Consider the following 21066-nt stretch of genomic DNA (forward strand, 5'->3'; position numbering starts at 1 on the left):
CCGGCATTTCCGTACAGGACACGAGTCAATGGAAGTCTCCCGCATCCGTGCGCTTCGCGGCCCCAATCTGTGGAGTCGCCATACGGCCATCGAGGCCGTCGTAATCTGCGAGCCGGCCGAGCGCGCACTCAGCAACATGGCCGGCTTCGATGTCCGTCTGCGCGAGCTTTTTCCGCTCATCGGCGAAGTGCGTCCAGCAGCCGGTGGCGAGGTGCTGTCGATGGCGCATGCCATCGAATTTGCCGCGCTGGGGCTGCAGGCCCAGGCCGGCTGCCCGGTCACCTTCAGCCGCACGACCGAAACCAGTGACGCCGGCGTGTATCTGGTCGTCGTCGAGTACAGCGAAGAAGCCGTGGGCCGCAAGGCTTTCGAAATCGCCGAAGCGCTGTGCCGCGCCGCCGCTGCCGGCGAAGCCTTCGACACCAATGCCGCACTGAGCGAGCTGCGCGAGCTGGATGAGGACGAGCGCCTCGGCCCGTCCACCGGCTCCATCGTCTGGGCCGCCGTCGCTCGCGGCATTCCCTATCGCCGCCTGACCTCCGGTTCCATGGTGCAGTTCGGCTGGGGAAGCAAGCAGCGTCGCATCCAGGCCGCCGAAATCGACCGCACCAGCGCGATTGCCGAATCGATTGCGCAGGACAAGGATCTGACCAAGAAGCTGCTGGACGCCGCCGGCGTGCCGGTGCCCAAGGGCCGCCCCGCGAATTCGCTGGAAGACGCCCAGGCCGCCGCGCTGGAAGTCGGTTTCCCGGTTGTGCTCAAGCCGCAGGACGGCAACCAGGGCAAGGGCGTGACGGTGAACATCACGACGCCCGAAGGCGTGGCGGCGGCCTATCGTGCGGCGACCGAGATTTCCGACGAAGTGCTGGTCGAGAAATACCTGCCGGGCCATGACTTCCGCATGCTGGTGGTGGGCGACAAGCTCGTCGCCGCGGCGCGCCGCGAGCCGCCGCTGGTGATCGGTGACGGCGTGCACACCGTGCGCGAACTCGTCGACGAAGTGAACCGCGATCCGCGTCGCGGCACCGGCCATGCGACCTCGCTGACCAAGATCCGCTTTGATGACATTGCCCTGGCACGCCTGGCCGAGCAGGGCATGAAGGCCGACAGCATTCCGGCCAAGGGTGAGCGCGTGATCCTGCGCAACAACGCCAACCTCTCCACCGGCGGCACCGCGACCGACGTGACCGATGACGTTCATCCGGATCTCGCGGCACGCGCCGTGGCGGCCGCACAGATGATCGGTCTCGACATCTGCGGCGTCGACGTGGTCTGCGAGTCGGTCCACAAGCCGCTGGAAGAGCAGTCCGGCGGCATCGTCGAGGTGAATGCCGCCCCGGGCCTGCGCATGCACCTGTCGCCCTCTTTCGGAAAGGGCCGCAATGTGGGCGAGGCGGTGATCTCGACGATGTTCGAGCCGGGCGATGACGCCCGCATTCCGGTGGTGGCGGTGACCGGCACCAACGGCAAGACCACGACCGTGCGCCTGATCGCGCACCTGCTGATGAAAGCGGGCCTGCGCACCGGCATGACGAACACTGACGGCGTGTATGTGCAGGGTCGCCAGATCGACAGCGGCGACTGCTCCGGCCCGCGCAGCGCGCGCAACGTGCTGATGAATCCGGACGTCGATGCCGCGGTGTTTGAAACCGCGCGCGGCGGCCTGCTGCGCGAGGGGCTGGCTTTCGACCGCTGCAAGGTGGCGGTCGTCACGAATATCGGCATGGGCGACCACCTGGGCCTGAACTACATCAACACGCTGGAAGACCTGGCGGTGCTCAAGCGGGTCATCGTGCAGAACGTGGCCGAAAGCGGCTATGCCGTACTCAACGCGGCGGATCCGATCGTTGCCGCGATGGCGGCAAACTGCCCGGGTCAGGTGATCTACTTTGCGGCAGACCGCAGCAACCCGGTGATGGCCACGCATCGTGCCCAGGGCAAGCGCGTGGTCTATGTCGACAATGACGCCATCGTGGCCACGGAGGGCCGCAAGTCGGTACGCATCTCGCTCGCCGGTGTGCCGATCACCCGCGATGGCACGATCAGCTTCCAGGTCGAGAACGTGATGGCTTCGGTTGCGGCCGCCTGGGGCGTGGGTCTGGAGTGGGACGTGATCCGCGCCGGTCTGGCGAGCTTTGTGAACGATTCCGACAACGCCCCCGGTCGCTTCAACGTGTTCGACTACCGCGGCGCCACGATCATTGCTGACTACGGCCACAATCCGGATGCCATGCTGGCGCTGGTCAAGGCTGTGGACGCGATACCCGGCAAACGCCGCTCGGTGGTGATTTCCGGCGCCGGCGACCGTCGCGATGAAGACATCACGATGCAGACCGAGATCCTCGGCAAGGCGTTTGACAATGTCATTCTGTATCAGGATGCCTGTCAGCGCGGCCGCGCGGATGGTGAAGTGCTGGCCCTGCTGCGGGAAGGCCTGAAGGGCGCCAGCCGAACCTCCTCCGTCGAGGAGATTCATGGCGAGTTCGTCGCCATCGACCGTGCGCTGGCGCAGCTGCAGGCGGGTGATCTGTGCCTGATCCTGATCGATCAGGTCGAGGAAGCACTGGCGCACATCGCCGCCCGCGTGAAGGAAGGCTGAGGCTTTTCTGCTCCGGGCAAGGCGGCCTGCGGGCCGCCTTTTTCATGGCCGTGTGGTGCTCAGCGCGCGTGCCGCTTGCGGCGCGGCCTGGCCGGGGCACGCGGCGGCAGGCCGAGTGCGGCACGGGCCAGTTCGTCGGCCTGGGTGTTCCGGTGCTGCGGTATCCACTTCAACTCAAGCTGCGCGAACTTCGCCATTTCGTGCCGGATGTCCGCCAGCAGCGGCGCGAGCCGCACCGCCTCCATGACGGAGGCATCCCGGGCCAGGCGTACCACCACATCACTGTCGCATGCGACCCGAAGGCAGGTCGCGCCCAGCGCGTGTGCCCGTTGCAGCGTGGCGAGCAGGGCCAGCGCCTCGGCTTCGTTGTTGCAGCCCTGTTGCGGACCGGGTTCGGAGAGCCGGTACTCCTGGCCGTCAGGTGCGCGCAGCAAGGCACCCAGTCCGATCCGGCCCGGGTTGGGGCGCGCGCAGCCATCGCACCAGGCGAGCCAGCAGACTTCGTCGCTCATGACGCAGCATCCGGTGAATGCGGTGACGTGCCCTGCGGCGCGCGTAGAATCACCTCATGAACGAAAGCGGACATTCCCTGCGCGACATCCGTCGGCTGGTGCTCGATACCAATGTGGTCATGGCCTTGTGGCATTTCCGTGATCCGGCCCTGGCGCGTTTGCGCAGTCATTGCGAAAGCGGCGAAGCGGTCCTGCTGTGCCGCGCGGACAGTCTCGACGAGTTGCGCCGCGTGCTGGCCTATCGCCAGTTCGGCGTCGAGCCGGCGCGGCAGGCGGAAATTCATGCCGGCTATGTCGCAGCAAGCCATTGTCTGCCTGATCCGGACGAGGCGTTGCGGGCGACGCTGGCGACATTGCCGCGCTGCAGTGACCGGGACGACCAGAAATTCCTCGAAATCGCCTGGGCAGGCGAGGCGGGCGTGCTGCTGACGCGCGACAAGCTCCTGCTCAAGCTGGCGCGCAAATCTCCGTTCCGCGAGGCCTTGCGCATCATGACACCCGAGAGTTTCGAGCGGTCTCTGGAGGATGCGGGCCAGAGGCCGGCTCAAGAAAACGCTGGCGAGGCCGTCAAGAATGCGTGAGCGCCTGCTGCTGGCGTTTGTCCGGCGGCGATGTCGGTGACGCTGGCGGCGGGTTGCTCGCCTGCCCGCCGCTTCAGGCGCTGGCGGGATTGCCGGCAAGACTGGCGTAGCGGCCGTTGAAAAAGATCAGCGGCTCGCGCTCCGAGCGGTCACAGCGCTCTACCTCACCCACGAAGATCACATGATCTCCACCCGGATAGCGCAAGGTGTTGCGGACCTCGAACACGGCGCAGCAACCGGCGAGCACCGGAGCTCCGCCGAGACCCGGCTCCCACTCCACATCCTTGAAGCGGTCTGCCGTCTTGCTCGCGAAGAGATTCGAGATTTCCATCTGGTCGCGCGCAAGCACGTTCACCGCGTAGTACTCGCAGGTTTCCAGTGCCTCGCGCACCGAGCTGGTATTGGCCAGACTCCAGATGATCAGCGGCGGATCCAGCGACACCGAGTTGAAGGAATTCACCGTGAGGCCGATGAGGCTGCCGTCCCGGTTGCGGGCGGTAATGACGGTGATGCCGGTGGCAAACATGCCGAGCGTGCGGCGGAAGGTGGTGGCATCGAAAGCCAGAGCGGGGGAGTTCATCGTTGTTATGGACAGCAGGCGACCGGCCGATTATCCGCCACTTGCCTGCCAAGAGGAACCGCACACCGATCAGGGCTTTGCCTGAGCCTGCAGAAGGCGGTGCGCCGCCCGCCGCGGCAATGGTAGGCTCGCGGCATGACCGATTTTGCAGACCGACTCATTGCCTGGCATCGCAGCCACGGCCGGCACGACCTGCCCTGGCAGGGCACACGGGATCCCTACCGCGTGTGGCTTTCCGAAATCATGCTGCAGCAGACGCAGGTGGATACGGTGATGCCGTATTACCGGCGTTTTCTGGCGCGTTTTCCGGATGTGGCGAGCCTGGCCGCCGCGCCGGCAGACGATGTGCTGGCGCTGTGGAGCGGGTTGGGTTACTACGCGCGGGCCCGCAATCTGCACAAGGCGGCGCAGCGCGTGATGAGCGACTTCGGCGGTGTGTTTCCGCAGTCTGCGGCTGCGCTCGAAACCCTGCCCGGTGTGGGGCGCTCCACCGCTGCAGCGATTGCCTGCTTCTGTTTTGATGAGCGAGTGCCGATTCTGGATGGCAACGTCAAGCGTGTGCTGTGCCGGCATTTCGGCATCGAAGGTTTTCCCGGCGAGCGGAAGGTGGAGCAGGCGCTCTGGGCGCTGGCCGGCACGCTGCTGCCGGCGCGTGACATCGCGCTTTATCCGCAGGCCCAGATGGATCTGGGGGCCACGCTGTGTACCCGGAGCAAGCCCTTGTGCCTGCATTGCCCGGTCAGCGAGACTTGCGTGGCGCGGCGCGAGAGTCGTCAGGCCGAGTTGCCCGCGGCCCGGCCGCGCAAGGCGGTGCCGCGGCGCAGCTGTGAGTGGCTCGTCCTGCAGGCGGATGACGCCGTCCTGCTCGAGCAGCGCCCGGCAAGCGGGATCTGGGGCGGGCTCTACAGCCTGCCCGAGCTGGTCGAGGGCGAGACGCCGGCAGAGGCCGCTTTGCGGCTGACCGGTGAAGCGCTGGAGGGCTGGCAGGCCATGCCGGCGATGGAGCATGTCTTCACGCATTTCCGGCTGGCCATCCAGCCGTGGAAACTGCAGGTGGCGAAGCGCCCGCTGCAGTTGCGCGAAGGCCGTCTGGGCTGGATCGAACGCTCGCGTCTCGACAGCCTCGGCTTGCCGACGCCGGTACGCCGCGTGCTGTGCGGCGAATGAGGATCAGGCCTTGCCGAGAAGCCCTTGCTGGCGCAGGTATTCCTGGATGATGTTGAGTCGCAGGTCGGTGTCTTCGAGCTCAAGCAGGCGCTGCTTGGCGAGTGCCTGCACCGGCAGCACTTCGGCATAGCGGTAGCCGACCCAGGCGGCGTCATCAAGGTGGTGGGGCGGTGGAATCACGCGTTCGCCTGCGTCCCGGATGATCATGTTCATCAGTGGCAGCAGGGCGGAGTGGCGATCCGCTACCGGGGCGGGCGGGGCTTCGTCGAACCATTCGATGCGGCCGCTCAGCAGGCCGTCTTCCGCCGCGATCTGCTCCAGCACGCGGAAGCGGCGAACGCCACGGATGGTGAGCCCGAGGATGCCGGGCTCGCTCATGTCCCAGTCCACGATTTTCGCTTCCGTGCCGACGCCGTGCGCCAGTGCGGGCTTGCCGACTTCTTCACCCTCGGCGATCAGGCAGACGCCGAAAGTCGTTTCGGTGCGCATGCAGTGACCCACCATGTCGAGGTAGCGGGCCTCGAACACTCTCAGATTCAGCACGCCACCCGGAAACAGGACGCTGTGCAGCGGAAAGAGGGGGAGCGGCTGGCTGGATTCGGACATGATCTGCGAAAGCGGGAAGGGGCGCTCATTGTAGCCGCGGCTTCCGGCTGCCGAGAGCTTGCGCGGGACGGCGAGTGCCGGCAGGTAGAATGTCGGGATGAAAGATCGCCTGCCACCTCCCGGCGCGGATGCGCTGGAACATTCCACACGACTGGCCGAGCGCATCGCCTGCGCGATCCGCGAAGAGGGCGGCTGGATCGGTTTTGACCGTTTCATGGCGCTCGCCCTGTTCGAGCCGGGGCTGGGCTACTACAGCGGTGGATCGCGCAAGTTCGGGCCGGAAGGCGACTTCGTGACCGCGCCGGAGATCTCTCCCCTTTTCGGGCATGCGCTGGCACGTCAGGTTTGCCAGATCATGCAGGCTGCCGGCCCCCGGATCATCGAAGTCGGCGCCGGCACGGGGCGCCTGGCCTGCGATCTCCTGCAGGCGCTGGAAGGTCTGGACTGTCTTCCCGAGCGGTATGCGATTCTGGAGCTCTCGGGCGAGCTGCGCGTGCGTCAACAGGAGAGCCTGCGGGAACACGTTCCGCATCTGGCAGATCGGGTGGTGTGGCTGGAGGGTTTGCCGGACACGTTCTCCGGCGTGGTGCTCGCTAACGAGGTGCTGGATGTGATGCCCGTCCAGCTCGTTGCGTGGCATGACAGAGGCATTTTCGAACGAGGCGTCGTGCTGGACGCCGACGGCGCTTTCTGCTGGGAAGATCGTCCGGCAACCGGGGGGCTGCTTGCAGCGGCAAGGCAGTTGCCGGTCAGCATGCCCGAAGAGGGCGAGTATCTCAGCGAGATCTGCCTTGCGGCCCGCGCCTGGGTGGAGGCCTGGTCAGACCGGCTCCTGCAGGGCGCGATGATCCTGATCGACTATGGCTACCCGCAGGCCGAGTACTACCTTCCGGCCCGCAGCAGTGGCACTCTGCAGTGTTATTACCGGCACCGGGCACATCCTGAAGTGCTGTTGTGGCCCGGCCTCAACGACATCACGAGCTTTGTCGATTTCACCGCCATTGCCGAAGCCGGGCATGGCGCGGGATTCACGGTGGCGGGCTATACCAGCCAGGCGAGCTTTCTCAACAACTGCGGATTGCTCGCATTGCTGGCCGAGGCAGGCCCGGTGGATTCGGCGGCGTATCTGCGGGCCTCCCGCGCGGCGCTGCGGCTGGTTGCGCCGCACGAGATGGGCGAGCTCTTCAAGGTGCTCGCCCTGACTCGCGGCATCGACCAGCCCTTGCTGGGCATGCTGCGCGGAGACCGTACGCACGCGCTCTGAGCGCCTGCGTACGGGGCCGTGAAGGCTGGCCGGCCATTCACTCCTGAACGCGGTAGATGCGCTGCAGGAAGGTTTCGGGATCGGCTACGGCCTGACTGCGCGCTCGCGCGGTCTGGACGGAGAGCTCAGAAAGCGTCAGCGCGGGCTGCGGCAGCCAGCTTGCATTGAGCACCTCATCGCTGTAGGCGGGCGTCTCCGTGGGGGCGGAATGTGCGTCGAGTGTCATGGCGTCACCATCTTCGTGGTCGTGGCCCGGACGGATGTCCAGACTTCCTGCTGACGCTGGGTAGGCGTCATTCCGGCTCAGAACGGTTGCAGCCAACCCGACTTGAGTCAGGGTTTGGGGCAGATCTGCAAAGCATTGTTTCGCACGAAATTGCAGCGGGATGGACTGATTCAATCGCCAGCCCGGGAGCCTCGCAAGGCGACCAGTGGGCATGACGCGGAACTTTGCGGGGCGGCCCGACGAAAGGCGTGTCAGTCCGGCGAGAAGAGCCCGGCGAGGCGGCTTCGCGTGATGTCGGGGAGGGCTGCGAGCGCCAGCATGAGAAGCACGCGGGCCTGTTGCGGCGTGTGAGGCCCGGCAGCGATACAGCCGCAGGCTTCGTCGTCTTCGTTGCAGCCCGGCCACACTCCGCCAGCGCTGATCCGGCTGGCCCGCACGACCTGGACGCCGGCGCTGCGGGCTCGATCCAGCGCGGTACGCCAGTCCGCCGGGATGCTGCCGTGGCCGGTGAGCGCCAGGACGAGGCCGCGTGCGCCCGCGGTGACGCAGAAGTCGATCAGGTCCGCCGATGCGCCGGCGTGGGCGCTGAGGACGTCTACCCGCGGAAGTTGCACGCCGGCCGAGAGGGCGAGCAGCTCGGGCAGGCCAAGGCGCTGCGGCGCGGCGGTCTGCCAGCGAACCGTGTCGGCCATGATCTGCCCTGCCAGACCACGGCCTTCGATGCAGCGCAGGGCGTCGGTCTTGTGGGTGTGAGCCTTGAGCAGATCTGCCGCGTGAATGACGCTGGCATCGGCCGTCACGAGTACGCCGTGAAGGGCGGCGAGCGGGTCCAGCGCCGTGCATGCAGCATGAAGCAGGTTCAGCGGGCCGTCGGCCGAGCGCGCGCTGGCGGGGCGCATCGCGGCGGTCAGGACCACCGGTTTGGTGGTTTCCACCAGCAGATGCAGCGCAAAGGCGGTTTCTTCTAGGGTGTCGGTGCCGTGGGTGATCACGATGCCATCGACTGAGGGATCGACCTGCAACTGCCTGATGCGTGCGGCCAGATCCAGCCAGTGTGCCGGTTGCATGTCGCGGCTGTCGATCGAGAAGGGCTGCTCAACCTGCCATGCCGCCAGCGCGGCCAGCTCCGGCACCGCCGCAAGCAGAACGGAGGCATCCAGCACGCCGGCGGTGTAGTGGTGCTGCGGACCACTTCCGGCAATCGTGCCGCCGGTGGCGATGAGGGCGAGGGTAGGCATCGTGTCTGCGGGTTAACGAAAACGCGCCGGTCAGGCCGGCGCGCTGATTCTAGCGGGTCTCGCCGAGGCTCAGTGATTGAGGATCTTGGAGAGGAACTGCTGGGCGCGATCCGAGCGGGGCTTGCCGAAAAAGTCGTCCTTCGAGGCGTCTTCCACGATCTGGCCGTGATCCATGAACACGACGCGGTGAGCCACCTTGCGGGCAAAGCCCATTTCGTGGGTCACGACCATCATGGTCATGCCTTCCTGCGCGAGTTCGACCATCACGTCGAGCACTTCGTTGATCATTTCCGGGTCCAGCGCCGAGGTGGGCTCGTCGAAGAGCATGCAGATCGGGTCCATCGACAGCGCACGGGCGATGGCCACGCGCTGCTGCTGGCCACCCGAGAGCTCGCCGGGGTACTTGTTGGCATGCGCCTTGAGGCCGACGCGATCGAGCAGCTTGAGGCCGCGCTCATGGGCTTCGTCCTTGCTGCGGCCGAGTACCTTGATCTGGCCGATGGCAAGATTGTCGGTGATGCTCATGTGCGGGAAGAGTTCGAAGTGCTGGAATACCATGCCCACATGCGAACGCAGCTTGGGCAGATCGGTAGCCGGATCATTGATCTGGATGCCGTTGACGATGATCTTGCCCTGCTGGATCGGCTCAAGGCCGTTGACGGTCTTGATCAGCGTGGATTTGCCCGAGCCCGAAGGGCCGCAGACGACAACCACTTCACCCTTGGAAATGCTGGTGGTGCAATCGGTCAGGACCTGGAACTGGCCGTACCACTTGGAAACGTTCTGGATCTGGATCATGGTGACTTACCGGATGATGGCGATGCGCTTGTTCATGTACTTGACGAACATGGACAGCGAGAAGCAGATGACGAAATAGATGACGGAGACGAACAGGTACATCTCGACCGTACGGCCGTAGAGCATGCCTGCGTTTTCCGCCGCCTTGAGCATGTCGGTGGCGCCGATGGCATACACCAGCGAGGTATCCTGGAACAGGATGAAGGTCTGGGTCAGCAGCACCGGCACCATGTTGCGGAAGGCCTGGGGCAGGATCACATGGCCCATCGCCTGCCAGTAGCTCATGCCGATGGCCAGTGCCGCATTGACCTGACCGCGCGGAATGCTCTGGATGCCTGCGCGCATGATTTCGCTGTAGAAGGCCGCTTGGAACAGCGTGAAGGTAATGATCGCGGACTTTTCCTGGCCGATCGGCGAGCCGGTGATCAGCGGAATCAGGAAGAAGAACCACAGGATCATCATCAGCAGGGGGACTGACCGCATGATGTCGACATAGATCTTGGCTGCGCTGGCGAGGAACTTGCCGCCGGAAAGGCGGGCGAGTGCCAGCAGGGTGCCGAGGATGACACCACCGATCATCGAGATGATGGTCAGTTCAAGACTGAAGGCGAGGCCCTTGAGAATCGACTGCCAGGCCAGCGCAATGACTGAAAAATCGAGATTGCTGAGCATGTCCGTTCCTTATTTCGCCACGATGAAGCCGGGCACATGCGTGCGGCGTTCAATCACGGACATGATGCGGTTGGCTGCATAGGAGCAGAGGATGTACAGCACGGTCGGCACCAGCAGAGACTCGATGACCTGGCCGCCGGTTTCCTCGACCATCTGGCGCGACACGAAGATCAGCTCCCAGACGCCTACGGCATAGGCCACGCCGGAGTTCTTGAAGGTGTTCATGAACTCGGAGGTCAGTGGCGGGATGATGATCCGGAAAGCCATCGGCAGCAGCACGAAGCGATAGGTCTGGGCGGTGGTGAAGCCCAGCGCCAGACCCGCGTTGCGCTGGCCGCGGGGCAGGGCCTGGATGCCAGCACGCACCTGTTCGGCGACACGTGCCGAGGTGAAAAGGCCCAGTGCCAGCACGGCAGTGATGAATTCCTTGGCGGGCATGTCCTGCTTGACCCACAGCGAGAGGTCGCGCGGCAGCAGTTCCGGAACGACGAAGAACCACACGAAGAGCTGCATCAGCAGCGGGACATTACGGAAAAATTCGACCCAGGTATGGCCGATCATGGCGATGCCGCGGTGCGGCACCGTACGCAGCGTGCCGACAATGCTGCCCAGCACCAGCGCGATGATCCAGGCCGACAGCGAAATGGCGACAGTCCAGCACAGGCCGTGCAGGACCCACGTCAGGTAGGTCTCGTCGCCTGAAGGAATGGTCTGGAAAAAAATTCCCCAGTTCCAGTGGTAATTCACTCGGTTTCTCCCCGGACGGGCCTCTGAACGCCCGTCTTCCTGCAACACGAAGGGGAACGGCGCACGCGCCGTTCCCCCGATTTACTGCGAGCAGCGCTTACTTCTTGTACGACTCGGCCGGATTCTCATTCGGGCTGGCAATCGCACTCTTGAGCGTATCGCTCATGGCGAAGTTCAGGTTGATGCCCTTGGGCGGGATCGGCGCCATGAACCACTTGGCGTAGAGCTTGTTGAGCTCGCCGCTCTTGGCCATGGCCTTGACCGTGTCGTCAACCACCGCCTTGAACTGCGGGTCGTCCTTGCGCAGCATGATGGCGATTGGTTCGATCGACAGCGGCGAGCCAACCAGCGCGTAGTCCGCCGGATTCTTGGAACTGGCGATGAGGCCCGCCAGCAGGTTGTCGTCCATCACGAAGGCCACGGCGCGATCGGTTTCGAGCATCAGGAAGGAGTCAGCGTGGTCCTTGCCATAGACTTCCTTGAAGTCGACGTTCTTGCCCTTCTCATGGGCGCGCATCAGCTGCACGCTGGTGGTGCCGGTAGTGGTTGCAACCGGCTTGCCGCCAAGCTGATCCAGATCGGTGATGCCGGAGGCCTTCTTCACCGCCATGCGGACGTTGGTCACGAAGGTCGTCGGTGCGAAAGCGACCTGCTTCTGACGATCCATGTTGTTGGTCGTCGAGCCGCACTCGAGGTCAACCGTGCCGTTGACCACCAGCGGGATGCGGTTCTGCGAGGTGACGGCCTGGGTCTTCACTTCCAGGCTGGCCAGTTTCAGCTTGGCCTTGACGGCATCAGCAATCGCGTTGCAGATGTCGATGTGGTAGCCGATGGGCTTCTGGCTTGCATCGAGGTAGGAGAGCGGGAACGAGGATTCGCGGATACCGAGCGTGATGGCCTTGCTGTCGGCAACCTTCTTGAGCGTGCCATCGACTTGCTGGGCGCCGGCGAGGCCGATGCTGCAACCGAGTGAGAGGGCGACGAGCACGTGCATTTTCTTCATTGAGTTCTCCTGTTCATTGCATTGAACCGGTCCGGGCGTGCCGGGCTGGCGGTGCGATTTTCATGCGAAAACCGTACCAACGGGCATAAAACCCTGTTATGGAAGCTGTTTCCACGGGGACGAGCAACTGCCGCCGGGCATTCGCCTGGCGCGCGCGTGCAATATTGCACCTTATTGCACTGACTTGGGGCGTGAGGACTTTCCCTCGGCCTGCAGGCCTCGCAGGTACGCCCTGACCGCGTTACGCGTGGTTTCGGCGATCAGGAAGCGTTCGGGCTGGATCAGCCAGTGAAAGCATATCCCGTCCGTCAGGCCGAAGAGGCCCATGGCAGCCTGCTCCGCGTTGACGCAGGGCGCCAGTCTACCGGACTTGATGGCGACTTCGAAATGCTGACGCACCTCGCCGATGCATTCTTCACGGATGTTCAGAAAGTGCGTGCGTGCGCTCGCGGTTTCCGTGGCGAACTCGCAGCGCAGCATCAGGATGTTCATCAGCAGGCGGATCCGATCATTTTTTTCTATATTGTCAGCGATCCAGCACGATTTTCGCTCGATGAGCAGCAGGGTGTCGTTCCCCACATCCCGGTCGGCGTCGGCAAAGGCCTGCTCGATTGGCAGGGCGACGCGATCCCAGAGCGCCATCAGCAGGTCGCTCTTGTTTTCGAAATGCCAGTAGACAGCGCCCCGCGTCAGCGCAGCGGCCCGGGCAATATCGTTCAAGGAGGTCGCACTGACGCCGTTCTCGCTGAACAGGCGTTCTGCAGCGTCAAGAAGTTGTTCGCGGGTAGCCTGGGCCTCCTCTTTTGTCTTGCGGACCATCAGGCCTCCTTTGTGTGTCACCAGAACCGATTTTATCGCAAGACTTACATACATGCATGGATGTATGTATAGTTCGGTGCGATCAGGATGCAAGATCTGTATCCGTATCCGGAGTTGTGCAGGCTGCATTGAAATCCGGCTGGTGGCCGGTCAGTTCCCCGTCATGGAGAGTGTCATGAAGCAATCCCCCTACAAGAAAACGATTCCCGCAGCGGTCATGGGCGCCCTGGTCGTGCTGGCGCTCGGTGCGTGTGGCAAGAAGGACGGTGCCGGCGCGCAGCAGGGCGGCCAGATGCCGCCCGCCGAAGTCGGCGTGGTGAGCGTCACTCCCACTGCCGTCGGCATGGAGACCAGCCTGCCGGGACGCACGTCGCCCTTTGCCGTGGCTGAAATCCGGCCCCAGGTTGGCGGAATCGTGCTGCAGCGACTCTTCAACGAAGGCGGCGAAGTGAAGGCCGGACAGACGCTCTACCAGATTGATCCGGCCAGCTTCCGCAACAGTGTGGAAAGCGCGAAGGCCGCGCTGGCGCGCTCCGAAGCGACCCTGGTGACGGCGCGTCAGAAGGCGGAGCGTTACAAGGAACTGGTGAGCATCAAGGCCGTCAGCCAGCAGGACTACGACGACGCGGATGCCGCACTCAAGCAGGCCGAAGCGGATGTGGCCGCCAACCGGGCGGCCGCTTCGACCGCGGCGCTGAACCTCGGCTATGCGGCGGTCAAGTCGCCGATCTCCGGCCGGATCGGCAAGTCCAGCGTCACGCAGGGCGCCCTTGTGACGGCCAGCCAGACAACCGCGCTGGCCACGGTGCAGCAGCTCGACCCGATCTATGTGGACGTGACACAGTCCGTGAGCGAACTGGCCCGCCTGCGGCGTGATCTCGAGTCCGGTGTGCTCAAGCGCACCGGTGACGGACAGGCGAGCGTCAAGCTCGTGCTCGATGACGGAAGCATTTATTCGAAGACAGGCAAGCTGGCCTTTACCGATGTGACGGTGGATGCCGGTACCGGCAGCGTGTCGGTGCGCGCCGTGTTCCCCAATCCGAAGGGTGAGCTGCTGCCCGGCATGTTCGTGCGCGCGAAGCTGGAGACGGGCGTGCGCGAAGGCAGCATCCTGATCCCGCAGCAGGCCGTGACTCGCAACACGAAGGGCGAGGCGACCGTGATGCTCGCGATGCCCGACGGGCAATTCATGCCCAAGGTCATCCAGACCGAGAAGGCCATTGGCGACAAGTGGCTGGTCTCCGACGGACTCAAGGCGGGTGACCAGGTCATCGTCGAAGGCCTGCAGCGCCTGCGTCCCGGTACCGTGATCAAGGCTGTTCCCCTTGCCGCCGCCTCGGCACCGGCCGCTGGCCGCTGAGAAGGAGAGGATTCATGGCACGTTTTTTCATTGATCGCCCGATCTTTGCATGGGTGATCGCACTGGTCATCATGCTGGCCGGTGCGCTTTCCATCGAGAAGCTTCCCGTTTCGCAGTACCCATCGATCGCACCGCCCACCGTGGGGATCAGCGCAAGCTACCCGGGTGCGTCGGCCAAGACGCTGGAAGACTCGGTTACCCAGGTCATCGAACAGAAGATGAAGGGGCTGGACGGCCTGCTCTACATGAGCTCCACCAGCGATGCAGCCGGCAGCGTCAGCATCACGCTGACCTTCGCGGCGGGCACCAATCCCGACATTGCCCAGGTCCAGGTGCAGAACAAGCTGCAGACCGCCATGTCCCTGCTGCCGCAAGCGGTGCAGAGCCAGGGGGTTTCGGTCGCCAAGACTTCCAGCAGCTTCCTGATGGTGGTGGGTTTCGTCTCCGATTCCGATGACATGACCCAGGTCGACCTGGCCGACTACATGGTGGCCAACGTGATCGACCCGATCAGCCGCGTCGAGGGTGTGGGCGAAGTGCAGCTCTTCGGTTCGCAGTATGCGATGCGGATCTGGCTGGACCCGGCCAAGCTCAACAGCTACAAGCTCACGCCTTCGGATGTGAGTTCGGCCATCAGCGCGCAGAACGTTCAGGTGTCTGCCGGTCAGCTGGGCGGTACGCCCGCAGTGAAAGGCCAGCAGCTCAACGCAACGATCAACGTCCAGAGCCGTCTGCAGACACCCGAGCAGTTTGGCGAGATCCTGCTGCACACCAAGGCCGACGGTTCGGCGGTGCGTCTGAAGGATGTGGCGCGCATCGAGCTGGGCGGCGAGAACTACGCCGTGACCGCGCGCTTCGGTGGCAAGCCGGCATCCGGTCTGGCCGTCAAGCTCGCTGCCAATGCCAACGCGCTCGCCACTGCGACGGCCGTGCGCGCCAAGCTCAAGGAGCTGGAGCCTTTCTTCCCGGCTGGCGTGAAGGCGGTCGTGCCGTATGACACCACGCCTTTCGTGAAGGCCTCGATCAAGGAAGTGATCTGGACGCTGATTGAAGCGGTGATCCTGGTTTTCCTGGTGATGTGGCTCTTCCTGCAGAACTTCCGTGCCACGCTGATCCCGACGATCGCGGTGCCGGTCGTGCTGCTGGGGACCTTCGGCGTGCTCGCGGCCTTCGGCTACTCGATCAACGTCCTGACCATGTTCGGTCTGGTGCTGGCAATCGGTCTGCTCGTCGATGATGCGATCGTGGTGGTGGAAAACGTCGAGCGGGTGATGAACGAAGAGGGCCTGTCGCCCTACGAGGCCACGCGCAAATCGATGGATCAGATCACCGGAGCCCTGGTCGGTATCGCGCTGGTGCTCTCTGCGGTGTTCGTGCCGATGGCCTTCTTCGGCGGCTCGACCGGCGTGATCTATCGCCAGTTCTCGATCACCATCGTGTCCGCGATGATCCTTTCGGTGGTAGTGGCGCTGGTGCTGACGCCGGCCCTGTGTGCCACGCTGCTCAAGCCGGCCGCTCATGGCGGGCATGAGTCGCACAACTGGTTCTTCCGTGGCTTCAACCGGGTTTTCGAAGCCGGCGTGCTGCGCTACACCCGCGGTGTGGGCAATATCCTCGGCCGTCGCGGACTCTTCATGTTCGTGTATGCACTCATCATTGCCGGGGTCGCTGCGCTGTTCATCCGGCTGCCGACATCCTTTCTGCCGGATGAGGACCAGGGCGTGCTGTTCACCCTGATCCAGCTGCCGGCGGGCGCCACTCAGGAGCGTACGCTCGAGGTGGTCAAGCAGGTCGAGGAGCACTTCCTGACCAAGGAGCCGGCCGTACAGTCGGTGTTTGCCGCGGCGGGCTTCAGCTTCGCGGGTAGCGGTCAGAACACCGGTATCGCCTTCGTGCTGCTCAAGCCCTGGGAAGAACGCAAAGGCGCCGGACAGAACGTCAAGGCCGTGGCCGGTCGCGCGATGGGGGCTTTCTCCCGGATTCGTGACGCAATGGTCTTTGCCATCGTGCCGCCGGCCGTGAGCGAGCTCGGCAACGCATCCGGCTTCGACGTGAAGCTGGTGGACCGCTCCGGTGTCGGGCATGACACGCTCATGGCCGCGCGTAACCAGTTCCTCGGCATGGCCATGCAGGACAAGCGCCTCGTCGGCGTGCGTCCGAACGGTCAGGAAGACACGCCGCAGTACCAGGTCGACGTGGACTCGCATCGCGCCTCGGCACTGGGCCTCTCGCTGTCCGACATCAACACCACGCTGTCGACCGCCTGGGGGAGCGCTTATGTTAACGACTTCATCGACAAGGGGCGTGTGAAGAAGGTCTACATGCAGGGCGAGGCGGATTCACGCATGCTGCCCAGCGATCTGGACAAGTGGTTTGTGCGCAATACCTCGGGTGACATGGTGCCTTTCTCGGCTTTTGCCACCGGCCGCTGGACGTTCGGCTCGCCTCGCCTCGAGCGCTACAACGGCAACCCCTCGGCGGAAATCGTCGGCCAACCCGTGCCCGGCCTGAGTACCGGTGCAGCGATGCAGGCGGTGGAGGAAATCGCAGCCAGGCTGCCCCAGGGCGTCGGCTATGAGTGGACGGGCATCTCGTATGAAGAGCGGAAGGCCGGCTCGCAGGCGCCCGCGCTCTACGCGATCTCGCTGCTGGTGGTCTTCCTCTGTCTGGCGGCGCTCTATGAGAGCTGGTCGATCCCGTTCTCGGTCATGCTGGTCGTGCCGCTGGGCGTGGCGGGCGCGCTGCTCGCCGCAACCGGGCGCGGTCTGTCGAACGACGTGTTCTTCCAGGTGGGTCTGCTGACCACCGTCGGCCTGGCAGCCAAGAACGCGATCCTGATCGTCGAGTTTGCCAAGCAATTGCAGGAAGACGGGCATGAGCTGGTCGACGCGACCATGCAGGCCGTTCGCATGCGTCTGCGTCCGATCCTGATGACCTCGCTTGCGTTCGGCCTTGGCGTGCTGCCGCTGGCACTGGCTTCGGGCGCAGGCTCCGGCGGTCAGAACGCGATCGGTACCGGCGTGCTGGGTGGCGTGATTTCCGCCACCCTGCTGGGTATTTTCTGGATTCCCCTGTTCTTCGTTGTCGTGCGCAGCATCTGGAAGTACACGCCGCCCCAGCGCGGTCAGATCGAAGCCGGCAAGAAGGAGGAAGCATGATGAAGCATCGTTTTTCACTGCTCGTCCTGAGCGCCGCCGTGCTGAGCGCCTGCTCCATGGCACCGCACTACGAGCGCCCTGAAGCACCGGTGCCGCAGACCTGGAAGGCTGCTGGCGGGGGCGATCGCGCAGCGGCCGACATCGGCTGGCGCGAGTTCTTCGCCGACGAGAAACTGCGCCGTGTCGTCGAGCAGGCGCTGGCCAACAACCGTGACCTGCGTGTGGCAACGGCCAACATCGAGAAGGCGCGCGCGCAATACGGCGTGCAACGCGCAGCACAGCTGCCGACCATTGCGGCCACAGGAGCGGAATCCGCCTCGCGCACGACGGCCGCAATGTCTACGACCGGGCAGGAGCGGGTGAGCCGCAGCTACACGGCGGGTGTGGGCATTTCGAGCTGGGAACTGGACCTCTTCGGTCGCATTCAGAGTCTCAAGGAACAGGCGCTGGCTGCTTACCTGTCGACCGAGGAAACGCAGCGCGCGACGCAGATCAGCCTTGTGGCGGAAGTGGCCAATGCCTGGCTGACGCTGGCCGCGGATCGTGAGCGGCTGGCGTTTTCCCGTCGCACGCTGGACGCACAGCGCGAGAACCTGAAGCTGGTGCAGCGCCGCTTTGACGTTGGCACGGCTTCCGGCCTGGTTCTGGCGCAGGCGCGGACGACCGCGGAATCGGCGCGTGTCGATGCGGCGAGCTACACCGCGCTGGTCGAACAGGATCTCAATGCGCTCAACCTGCTGGTGGGCGCACCGGTGTCCGACGATCTGCTGCCGGCGAGTCTGGGTGGGGCGGCAGTGACCTCGATTGCCGAGCTGCCGGCGGGCCTGCCCGCCGAAACCCTGCTGCGCCGGCCGGACGTGCGCGCTGCGGAGCAGAACCTGATTGCGGCGAACGCCAACATCGGCGCGATGCGCGCGGCCTTCTTCCCGCGTATCAGCCTGACCTCCTCGATCGGCTTTGCCAGCCCGTCGCTGGAGAACCTGTTCCAGGGCGAGTCCCGCACCTGGTCGTTCGCCCCGCAGATCAGCATCCCGCTGTTTGCCGGCGGAGCGAACAAGGCCAATCTCGATGCAGCGGAAGCCAGCCGGACGGCTCAGGTCGCGACCTACGAGAAAACGGTGCAGAGCGCATTCCGCGACGTGGCAGATACGCTCGCGACCCGGGCGACCATCGCCGAGCAGCTCGACGCGCGTGTGGCCTATGAAAAGGCCGCGAGTGATGCGTTGCGGCTCTCTCAGGCGCGTTACGACCGTGGCGTCGATGACTATCTCACCGTGCTGGACGCGCAGCGCACGCAATATGCGGCGCAGCAGGCACTGATCGGTACGCGCCTGTCCGAGGCGGTGAACCGTGTCACGCTCTACCGCCAGCTCGGTGGCGGCATCAAGGAGTGAGCGTGCTCGTCATGTCAAAGGAAACGCGCCAGTGATGGCGCGTTTTTTTTCGCGGACAGCCAAAAAAACGGCCGTTACCCGGAGGTAACGGCCCCAATTGGACAGATTGGAGACAGACCCGTAGCGGCCTCTGTGAAAACCGAACGGCGGTATCGCACATGCCCGGCGATGCTTTGCCGCACATGTGCTTTACTTCGGAAAGAAATCATTCTGCCGTGCAGTGCTGATTCATGGCAGAACGAAGTCAGTGTATTTCTTGAATTTTATGTTTTTATTGCCTGACAACAACACCCTGAAGGGCGAAAGGAAGAAAAACGTGACAGATGGCATCGATGCATCTTCCGGCGCAATGGCGCTGGCTTCCGGTTCGGGTGAGAAGCAGCTCGCAATACTGGCAGGAGGCTGCTTCTGGTGTACCGAGGCGGTCTTCGCCCGGGTGCGTGGCGTGCTTCGGGTGGAGCCCGGCTATATCGGTGGCAAGTTGTCAGACTCGGCAAATTACGAGGCGGTCTGTGGCGGCGAAACCGGGCATGCGGAAGCGGTCCGGATCCAGTTCGACCCGGCGCAGCTGAGCTACCTGGATATCCTGCGTGTGTTCTTTGCCACGCACGACCCGACCCAGCTCAACCGTCAGGGGAATGATGTCGGCACGCAATATCGTTCTGCGATCTTCTGGTGCAGCGAGGCCCAGCGGGATCAGGCCGAGCATCTGCTGCACGAGCTCGGGTCGACAGGCGTGTTCGATGATCCGATCGTGACCCAGCTTGTGCCGGCGAGCGAGTTCCATGTTGCGGAGGCGTATCACCACGATTATTTCGAGCGCAATCCGGGGCAGGGTTACTGCGCCTATGTCATTGCGCCAAAACTGGCCCGCTTCCGGCAGCGCTTTGCGTCACTCCTCAGGAGCGAGTGAGGGGCGGGCGTCGTCTGTGCGGTTCGTGACCCTCGCGCCTTTTGAAAAGGGACGGGACTCCGGGTTTCGCACAGATGGGGGCCGATGCTGCCGGCGTGGCAGACGCACGCCGCCGGGGCCGTCCTCGTCATGCTGAATGCATTTTCTCGGGTGGCCGTGCGGCGACGCACGCTTCTGTGCTTTCATGGCGAGGGCTGCGCCGGAATGATCCCGCAGCATGCGGAAAGAAAGATCCTGGATTCGCCGTCGTGATGTGCGGGTCCGGCTGAAAGGAAGGGAATGAGTGTGGACGCAGGACGCCGTTTCGGCGGAGTAGGGCGCCTCTACGGCGAGGATGCAGCGCGGGCCTTTGCCGAAGCAAATGTCTGCGTGGTGGGAATTGGCGGGGTAGGGTCGTGGGCCGTTGAAGCCCTGGCCCGCAGTGCCGTCGGGCAACTGACGCTGATCGATCTCGATATGGTGGCCGAATCGAACGCCAATCGTCAGATCCATGCGCTGGATGATGTCTGGGGCAAGGCCAAGGTCGAGGCCATGCGGGAACGCGTGCATGCCATCAATCCGGCGTGCCGGGTGAGGACTGTCGAGGATTTCGTGACAGAGGGGAATCTGGAAGAATTGCTGGCCGGTCATGATGTCATCATTGATGCCATCGACCAGGTTCGCATCAAGGTGGCCATGGCGGCCTGGAGCGTGGCAAAGGATATTCCGCTTGTCATGGCGGGTGGCGCGGGCGGCAAGCAGGACCCTGCACTGATCCGGATGGATGATCTGGCCCGCACGGAGCAGGATCCGCTGCTGGCTCGGGTCCGGGCGCAGTTGCGCAAGCTGCACGGTTTTCCGAAAGATCCAAAGCGGCGCTTCGGCATCCAGACGGTGTATTCCAGCGAGCCGTTGCAGCGGCCCGTCGCGTGCGAGACCGGGGAGGCGCCTCAGGGGCTGTCCTGCGCGGGTTATGGCTCGGCGGTCTGTGTGACGGCACCGTTCGGATTCCTTGCCGCGTCTGCCGCGTTGGGAATCCTGAAGCAAGGGAAAGAGAATGAGTGAAGCGTTGATTCTGTTTGCACATGGCGCGCGTGATCCGTCCTGGGCCGGGCCGCTGGAGCGCCTGCGTGACCGGGTGGCGGCCCGTGCCCCTGCCAGCCAGGTCGGCGTCGCTTTTCTGGAGTTCATGGCGCCCTCGCTGCCGGAAGCGATCGATGCGGCCGTGGCAAGCGGTGCGACGCGCATCGAGATCGTGCCGGTCTTTCTGGCTCAGGGCGGGCATGTGCGCAGGGATGTGCCGGTGATGCTGGAGGCGGCCGCCATTCGTCATCCGCAGGCCGATATCCGCCTGCAGCCGGTGCTGGGCGAAGCGCAAGCCGTTCTTGATGCCATGGCGGATGTCGTTTTGCGGGAGGCTGCACAAGGGCGTTGAGCGGCAGGCGAAGCA

General features: G+C 64.3%; 20 protein-coding genes. 10 read left to right on the forward strand and 10 right to left on the reverse strand.

What is annotated here, in order from left to right; all coding sequences use genetic code 11:
• Positions 1–28 precede the first annotated feature (28 nt).
• Complete coding sequence (cphA, locus tag ABDB87_RS14590; protein ID WP_345928331.1) at positions 29–2599, forward strand: cyanophycin synthetase; 2571 nt, start codon at positions 29–31, stop codon at positions 2597–2599.
• A 59-nt stretch (positions 2600–2658) separates the two neighbouring features.
• Here the strand turns inward: cphA and ABDB87_RS14595 are convergent, their stop codons facing one another.
• Positions 2659–3111, reverse strand: coding sequence for a reverse transcriptase-like protein (locus tag ABDB87_RS14595; RefSeq protein WP_345928333.1), 453 nt, complete (start codon positions 3109–3111; stop codon positions 2659–2661).
• A gap of 56 nt (positions 3112–3167) precedes the next feature.
• Here ABDB87_RS14595 and ABDB87_RS14600 point away from each other — a divergent pair, with 56 nt between their 5' ends.
• Positions 3168–3692 (forward strand): PIN domain-containing protein, encoded by a 525-nt coding sequence (locus ABDB87_RS14600; protein ID WP_345928336.1) that lies wholly within the window; start codon positions 3168–3170, stop codon positions 3690–3692.
• A gap of 73 nt (positions 3693–3765) precedes the next feature.
• Here ABDB87_RS14600 and ABDB87_RS14605 read toward each other — a convergent pair whose 3' ends face one another.
• A complete protein-coding gene (locus ABDB87_RS14605) occupies positions 3766–4272 on the reverse strand; it encodes a flavin reductase family protein (protein ID WP_345928338.1) in 507 nt (168 codons plus the stop codon).
• A 135-nt stretch (positions 4273–4407) separates the two neighbouring features.
• Between ABDB87_RS14605 and mutY the strand changes: the two genes are divergently transcribed.
• Positions 4408–5439: an A/G-specific adenine glycosylase gene (gene mutY, locus ABDB87_RS14610; RefSeq protein WP_345928340.1), complete on the forward strand. Its 1032-nt coding sequence runs from the start codon at positions 4408–4410 to the stop codon at positions 5437–5439.
• Positions 5440–5442: 3 nt separating this feature from the next.
• On the opposite strand, the gene ABDB87_RS14615 is transcribed toward mutY, so the two are convergent.
• Positions 5443–6045, reverse strand: coding sequence for an LON peptidase substrate-binding domain-containing protein (locus ABDB87_RS14615; protein WP_345928341.1), 603 nt, complete (start codon positions 6043–6045; stop codon positions 5443–5445).
• A gap of 97 nt (positions 6046–6142) precedes the next feature.
• Here ABDB87_RS14615 and ABDB87_RS14620 point away from each other — a divergent pair, with 97 nt between their 5' ends.
• Positions 6143–7309, forward strand: coding sequence for a class I SAM-dependent methyltransferase (locus ABDB87_RS14620; RefSeq protein WP_345928343.1), 1167 nt, complete (start codon positions 6143–6145; stop codon positions 7307–7309).
• A gap of 37 nt (positions 7310–7346) precedes the next feature.
• Here the strand turns inward: ABDB87_RS14620 and ABDB87_RS14625 are convergent, their stop codons facing one another.
• From ABDB87_RS14625 to ABDB87_RS14655, 7 genes are all read right to left on the reverse strand, one after another.
• Positions 7347–7535, reverse strand: a complete 189-nt coding sequence (locus ABDB87_RS14625) for a hypothetical protein (protein WP_345928345.1) — start codon at positions 7533–7535, stop codon at positions 7347–7349.
• 251 nt (positions 7536–7786) lie between these two features.
• Positions 7787–8773, reverse strand: a complete 987-nt coding sequence (locus tag ABDB87_RS14630) for an asparaginase (RefSeq protein ID WP_345928347.1) — start codon at positions 8771–8773, stop codon at positions 7787–7789.
• Between the two features lie 69 nt (positions 8774–8842).
• Positions 8843–9571, reverse strand: a complete 729-nt coding sequence (locus ABDB87_RS14635; RefSeq protein WP_345928349.1) for an amino acid ABC transporter ATP-binding protein — start codon at positions 9569–9571, stop codon at positions 8843–8845.
• A gap of 6 nt (positions 9572–9577) precedes the next feature.
• Positions 9578–10243 carry an amino acid ABC transporter permease gene (locus ABDB87_RS14640; protein WP_345928351.1) on the reverse strand — a complete coding sequence of 222 codons (666 nt, stop codon included), beginning with the start codon at positions 10241–10243 and terminating at the stop codon, positions 9578–9580.
• Positions 10244–10252: 9 nt separating this feature from the next.
• A complete protein-coding gene (locus ABDB87_RS14645; protein ID WP_345928353.1) occupies positions 10253–10990 on the reverse strand; it encodes an amino acid ABC transporter permease in 738 nt (245 codons plus the stop codon).
• 97 nt (positions 10991–11087) lie between these two features.
• Positions 11088–11993: a transporter substrate-binding domain-containing protein gene (locus ABDB87_RS14650; protein ID WP_345928355.1), complete on the reverse strand. Its 906-nt coding sequence runs from the start codon at positions 11991–11993 to the stop codon at positions 11088–11090.
• Between the two features lie 171 nt (positions 11994–12164).
• Positions 12165–12905: a TetR family transcriptional regulator gene (locus tag ABDB87_RS14655; RefSeq protein WP_345928357.1), complete on the reverse strand. Its 741-nt coding sequence runs from the start codon at positions 12903–12905 to the stop codon at positions 12165–12167.
• 82 nt (positions 12906–12987) lie between these two features.
• Here ABDB87_RS14655 and ABDB87_RS14660 point away from each other — a divergent pair, with 82 nt between their 5' ends.
• The 6 genes from ABDB87_RS14660 to ABDB87_RS14685 all read left to right on the forward strand — a co-directional run bounded on the left by ABDB87_RS14660 (position 12988) and on the right by ABDB87_RS14685 (position 21051).
• Entirely contained in the window at positions 12988–14172 is a 1185-nt protein-coding gene (locus ABDB87_RS14660) for an efflux RND transporter periplasmic adaptor subunit (RefSeq protein ID WP_345928359.1), read from the forward strand.
• A 14-nt stretch (positions 14173–14186) separates the two neighbouring features.
• Positions 14187–17330 (forward strand): efflux RND transporter permease subunit, encoded by a 3144-nt coding sequence (locus ABDB87_RS14665; protein ID WP_345928362.1) that lies wholly within the window; start codon positions 14187–14189, stop codon positions 17328–17330.
• Positions 17327–18724: an efflux transporter outer membrane subunit gene (locus tag ABDB87_RS14670; RefSeq protein WP_345928364.1), complete on the forward strand. Its 1398-nt coding sequence runs from the start codon at positions 17327–17329 to the stop codon at positions 18722–18724. The genes ABDB87_RS14665 and ABDB87_RS14670 overlap by 4 nt, the downstream gene beginning before the upstream one ends.
• A 316-nt stretch (positions 18725–19040) precedes the next feature.
• Positions 19041–19637: a peptide-methionine (S)-S-oxide reductase MsrA gene (gene msrA / locus ABDB87_RS14675; RefSeq protein ID WP_385917202.1), complete on the forward strand. Its 597-nt coding sequence runs from the start codon at positions 19041–19043 to the stop codon at positions 19635–19637.
• A gap of 279 nt (positions 19638–19916) precedes the next feature.
• On the forward strand, positions 19917–20681 hold the full coding sequence (locus tag ABDB87_RS14680; RefSeq protein ID WP_345928366.1) for a tRNA threonylcarbamoyladenosine dehydratase: 765 nt from the start codon (positions 19917–19919) through the stop codon (positions 20679–20681).
• Positions 20674–21051, forward strand: a complete 378-nt coding sequence (locus ABDB87_RS14685) for a sirohydrochlorin chelatase (RefSeq protein ID WP_345928368.1) — start codon at positions 20674–20676, stop codon at positions 21049–21051. Before ABDB87_RS14680 ends, ABDB87_RS14685 begins: the two co-directional genes overlap by 8 nt.
• The last annotated feature ends 15 nt before the right edge of the window (positions 21052–21066 follow it).

Source organism: Uliginosibacterium paludis (assembly GCF_039631355.1).
Classification (GTDB): Bacteria; Pseudomonadota; Gammaproteobacteria; order Burkholderiales; family Rhodocyclaceae; genus Uliginosibacterium; species Uliginosibacterium paludis.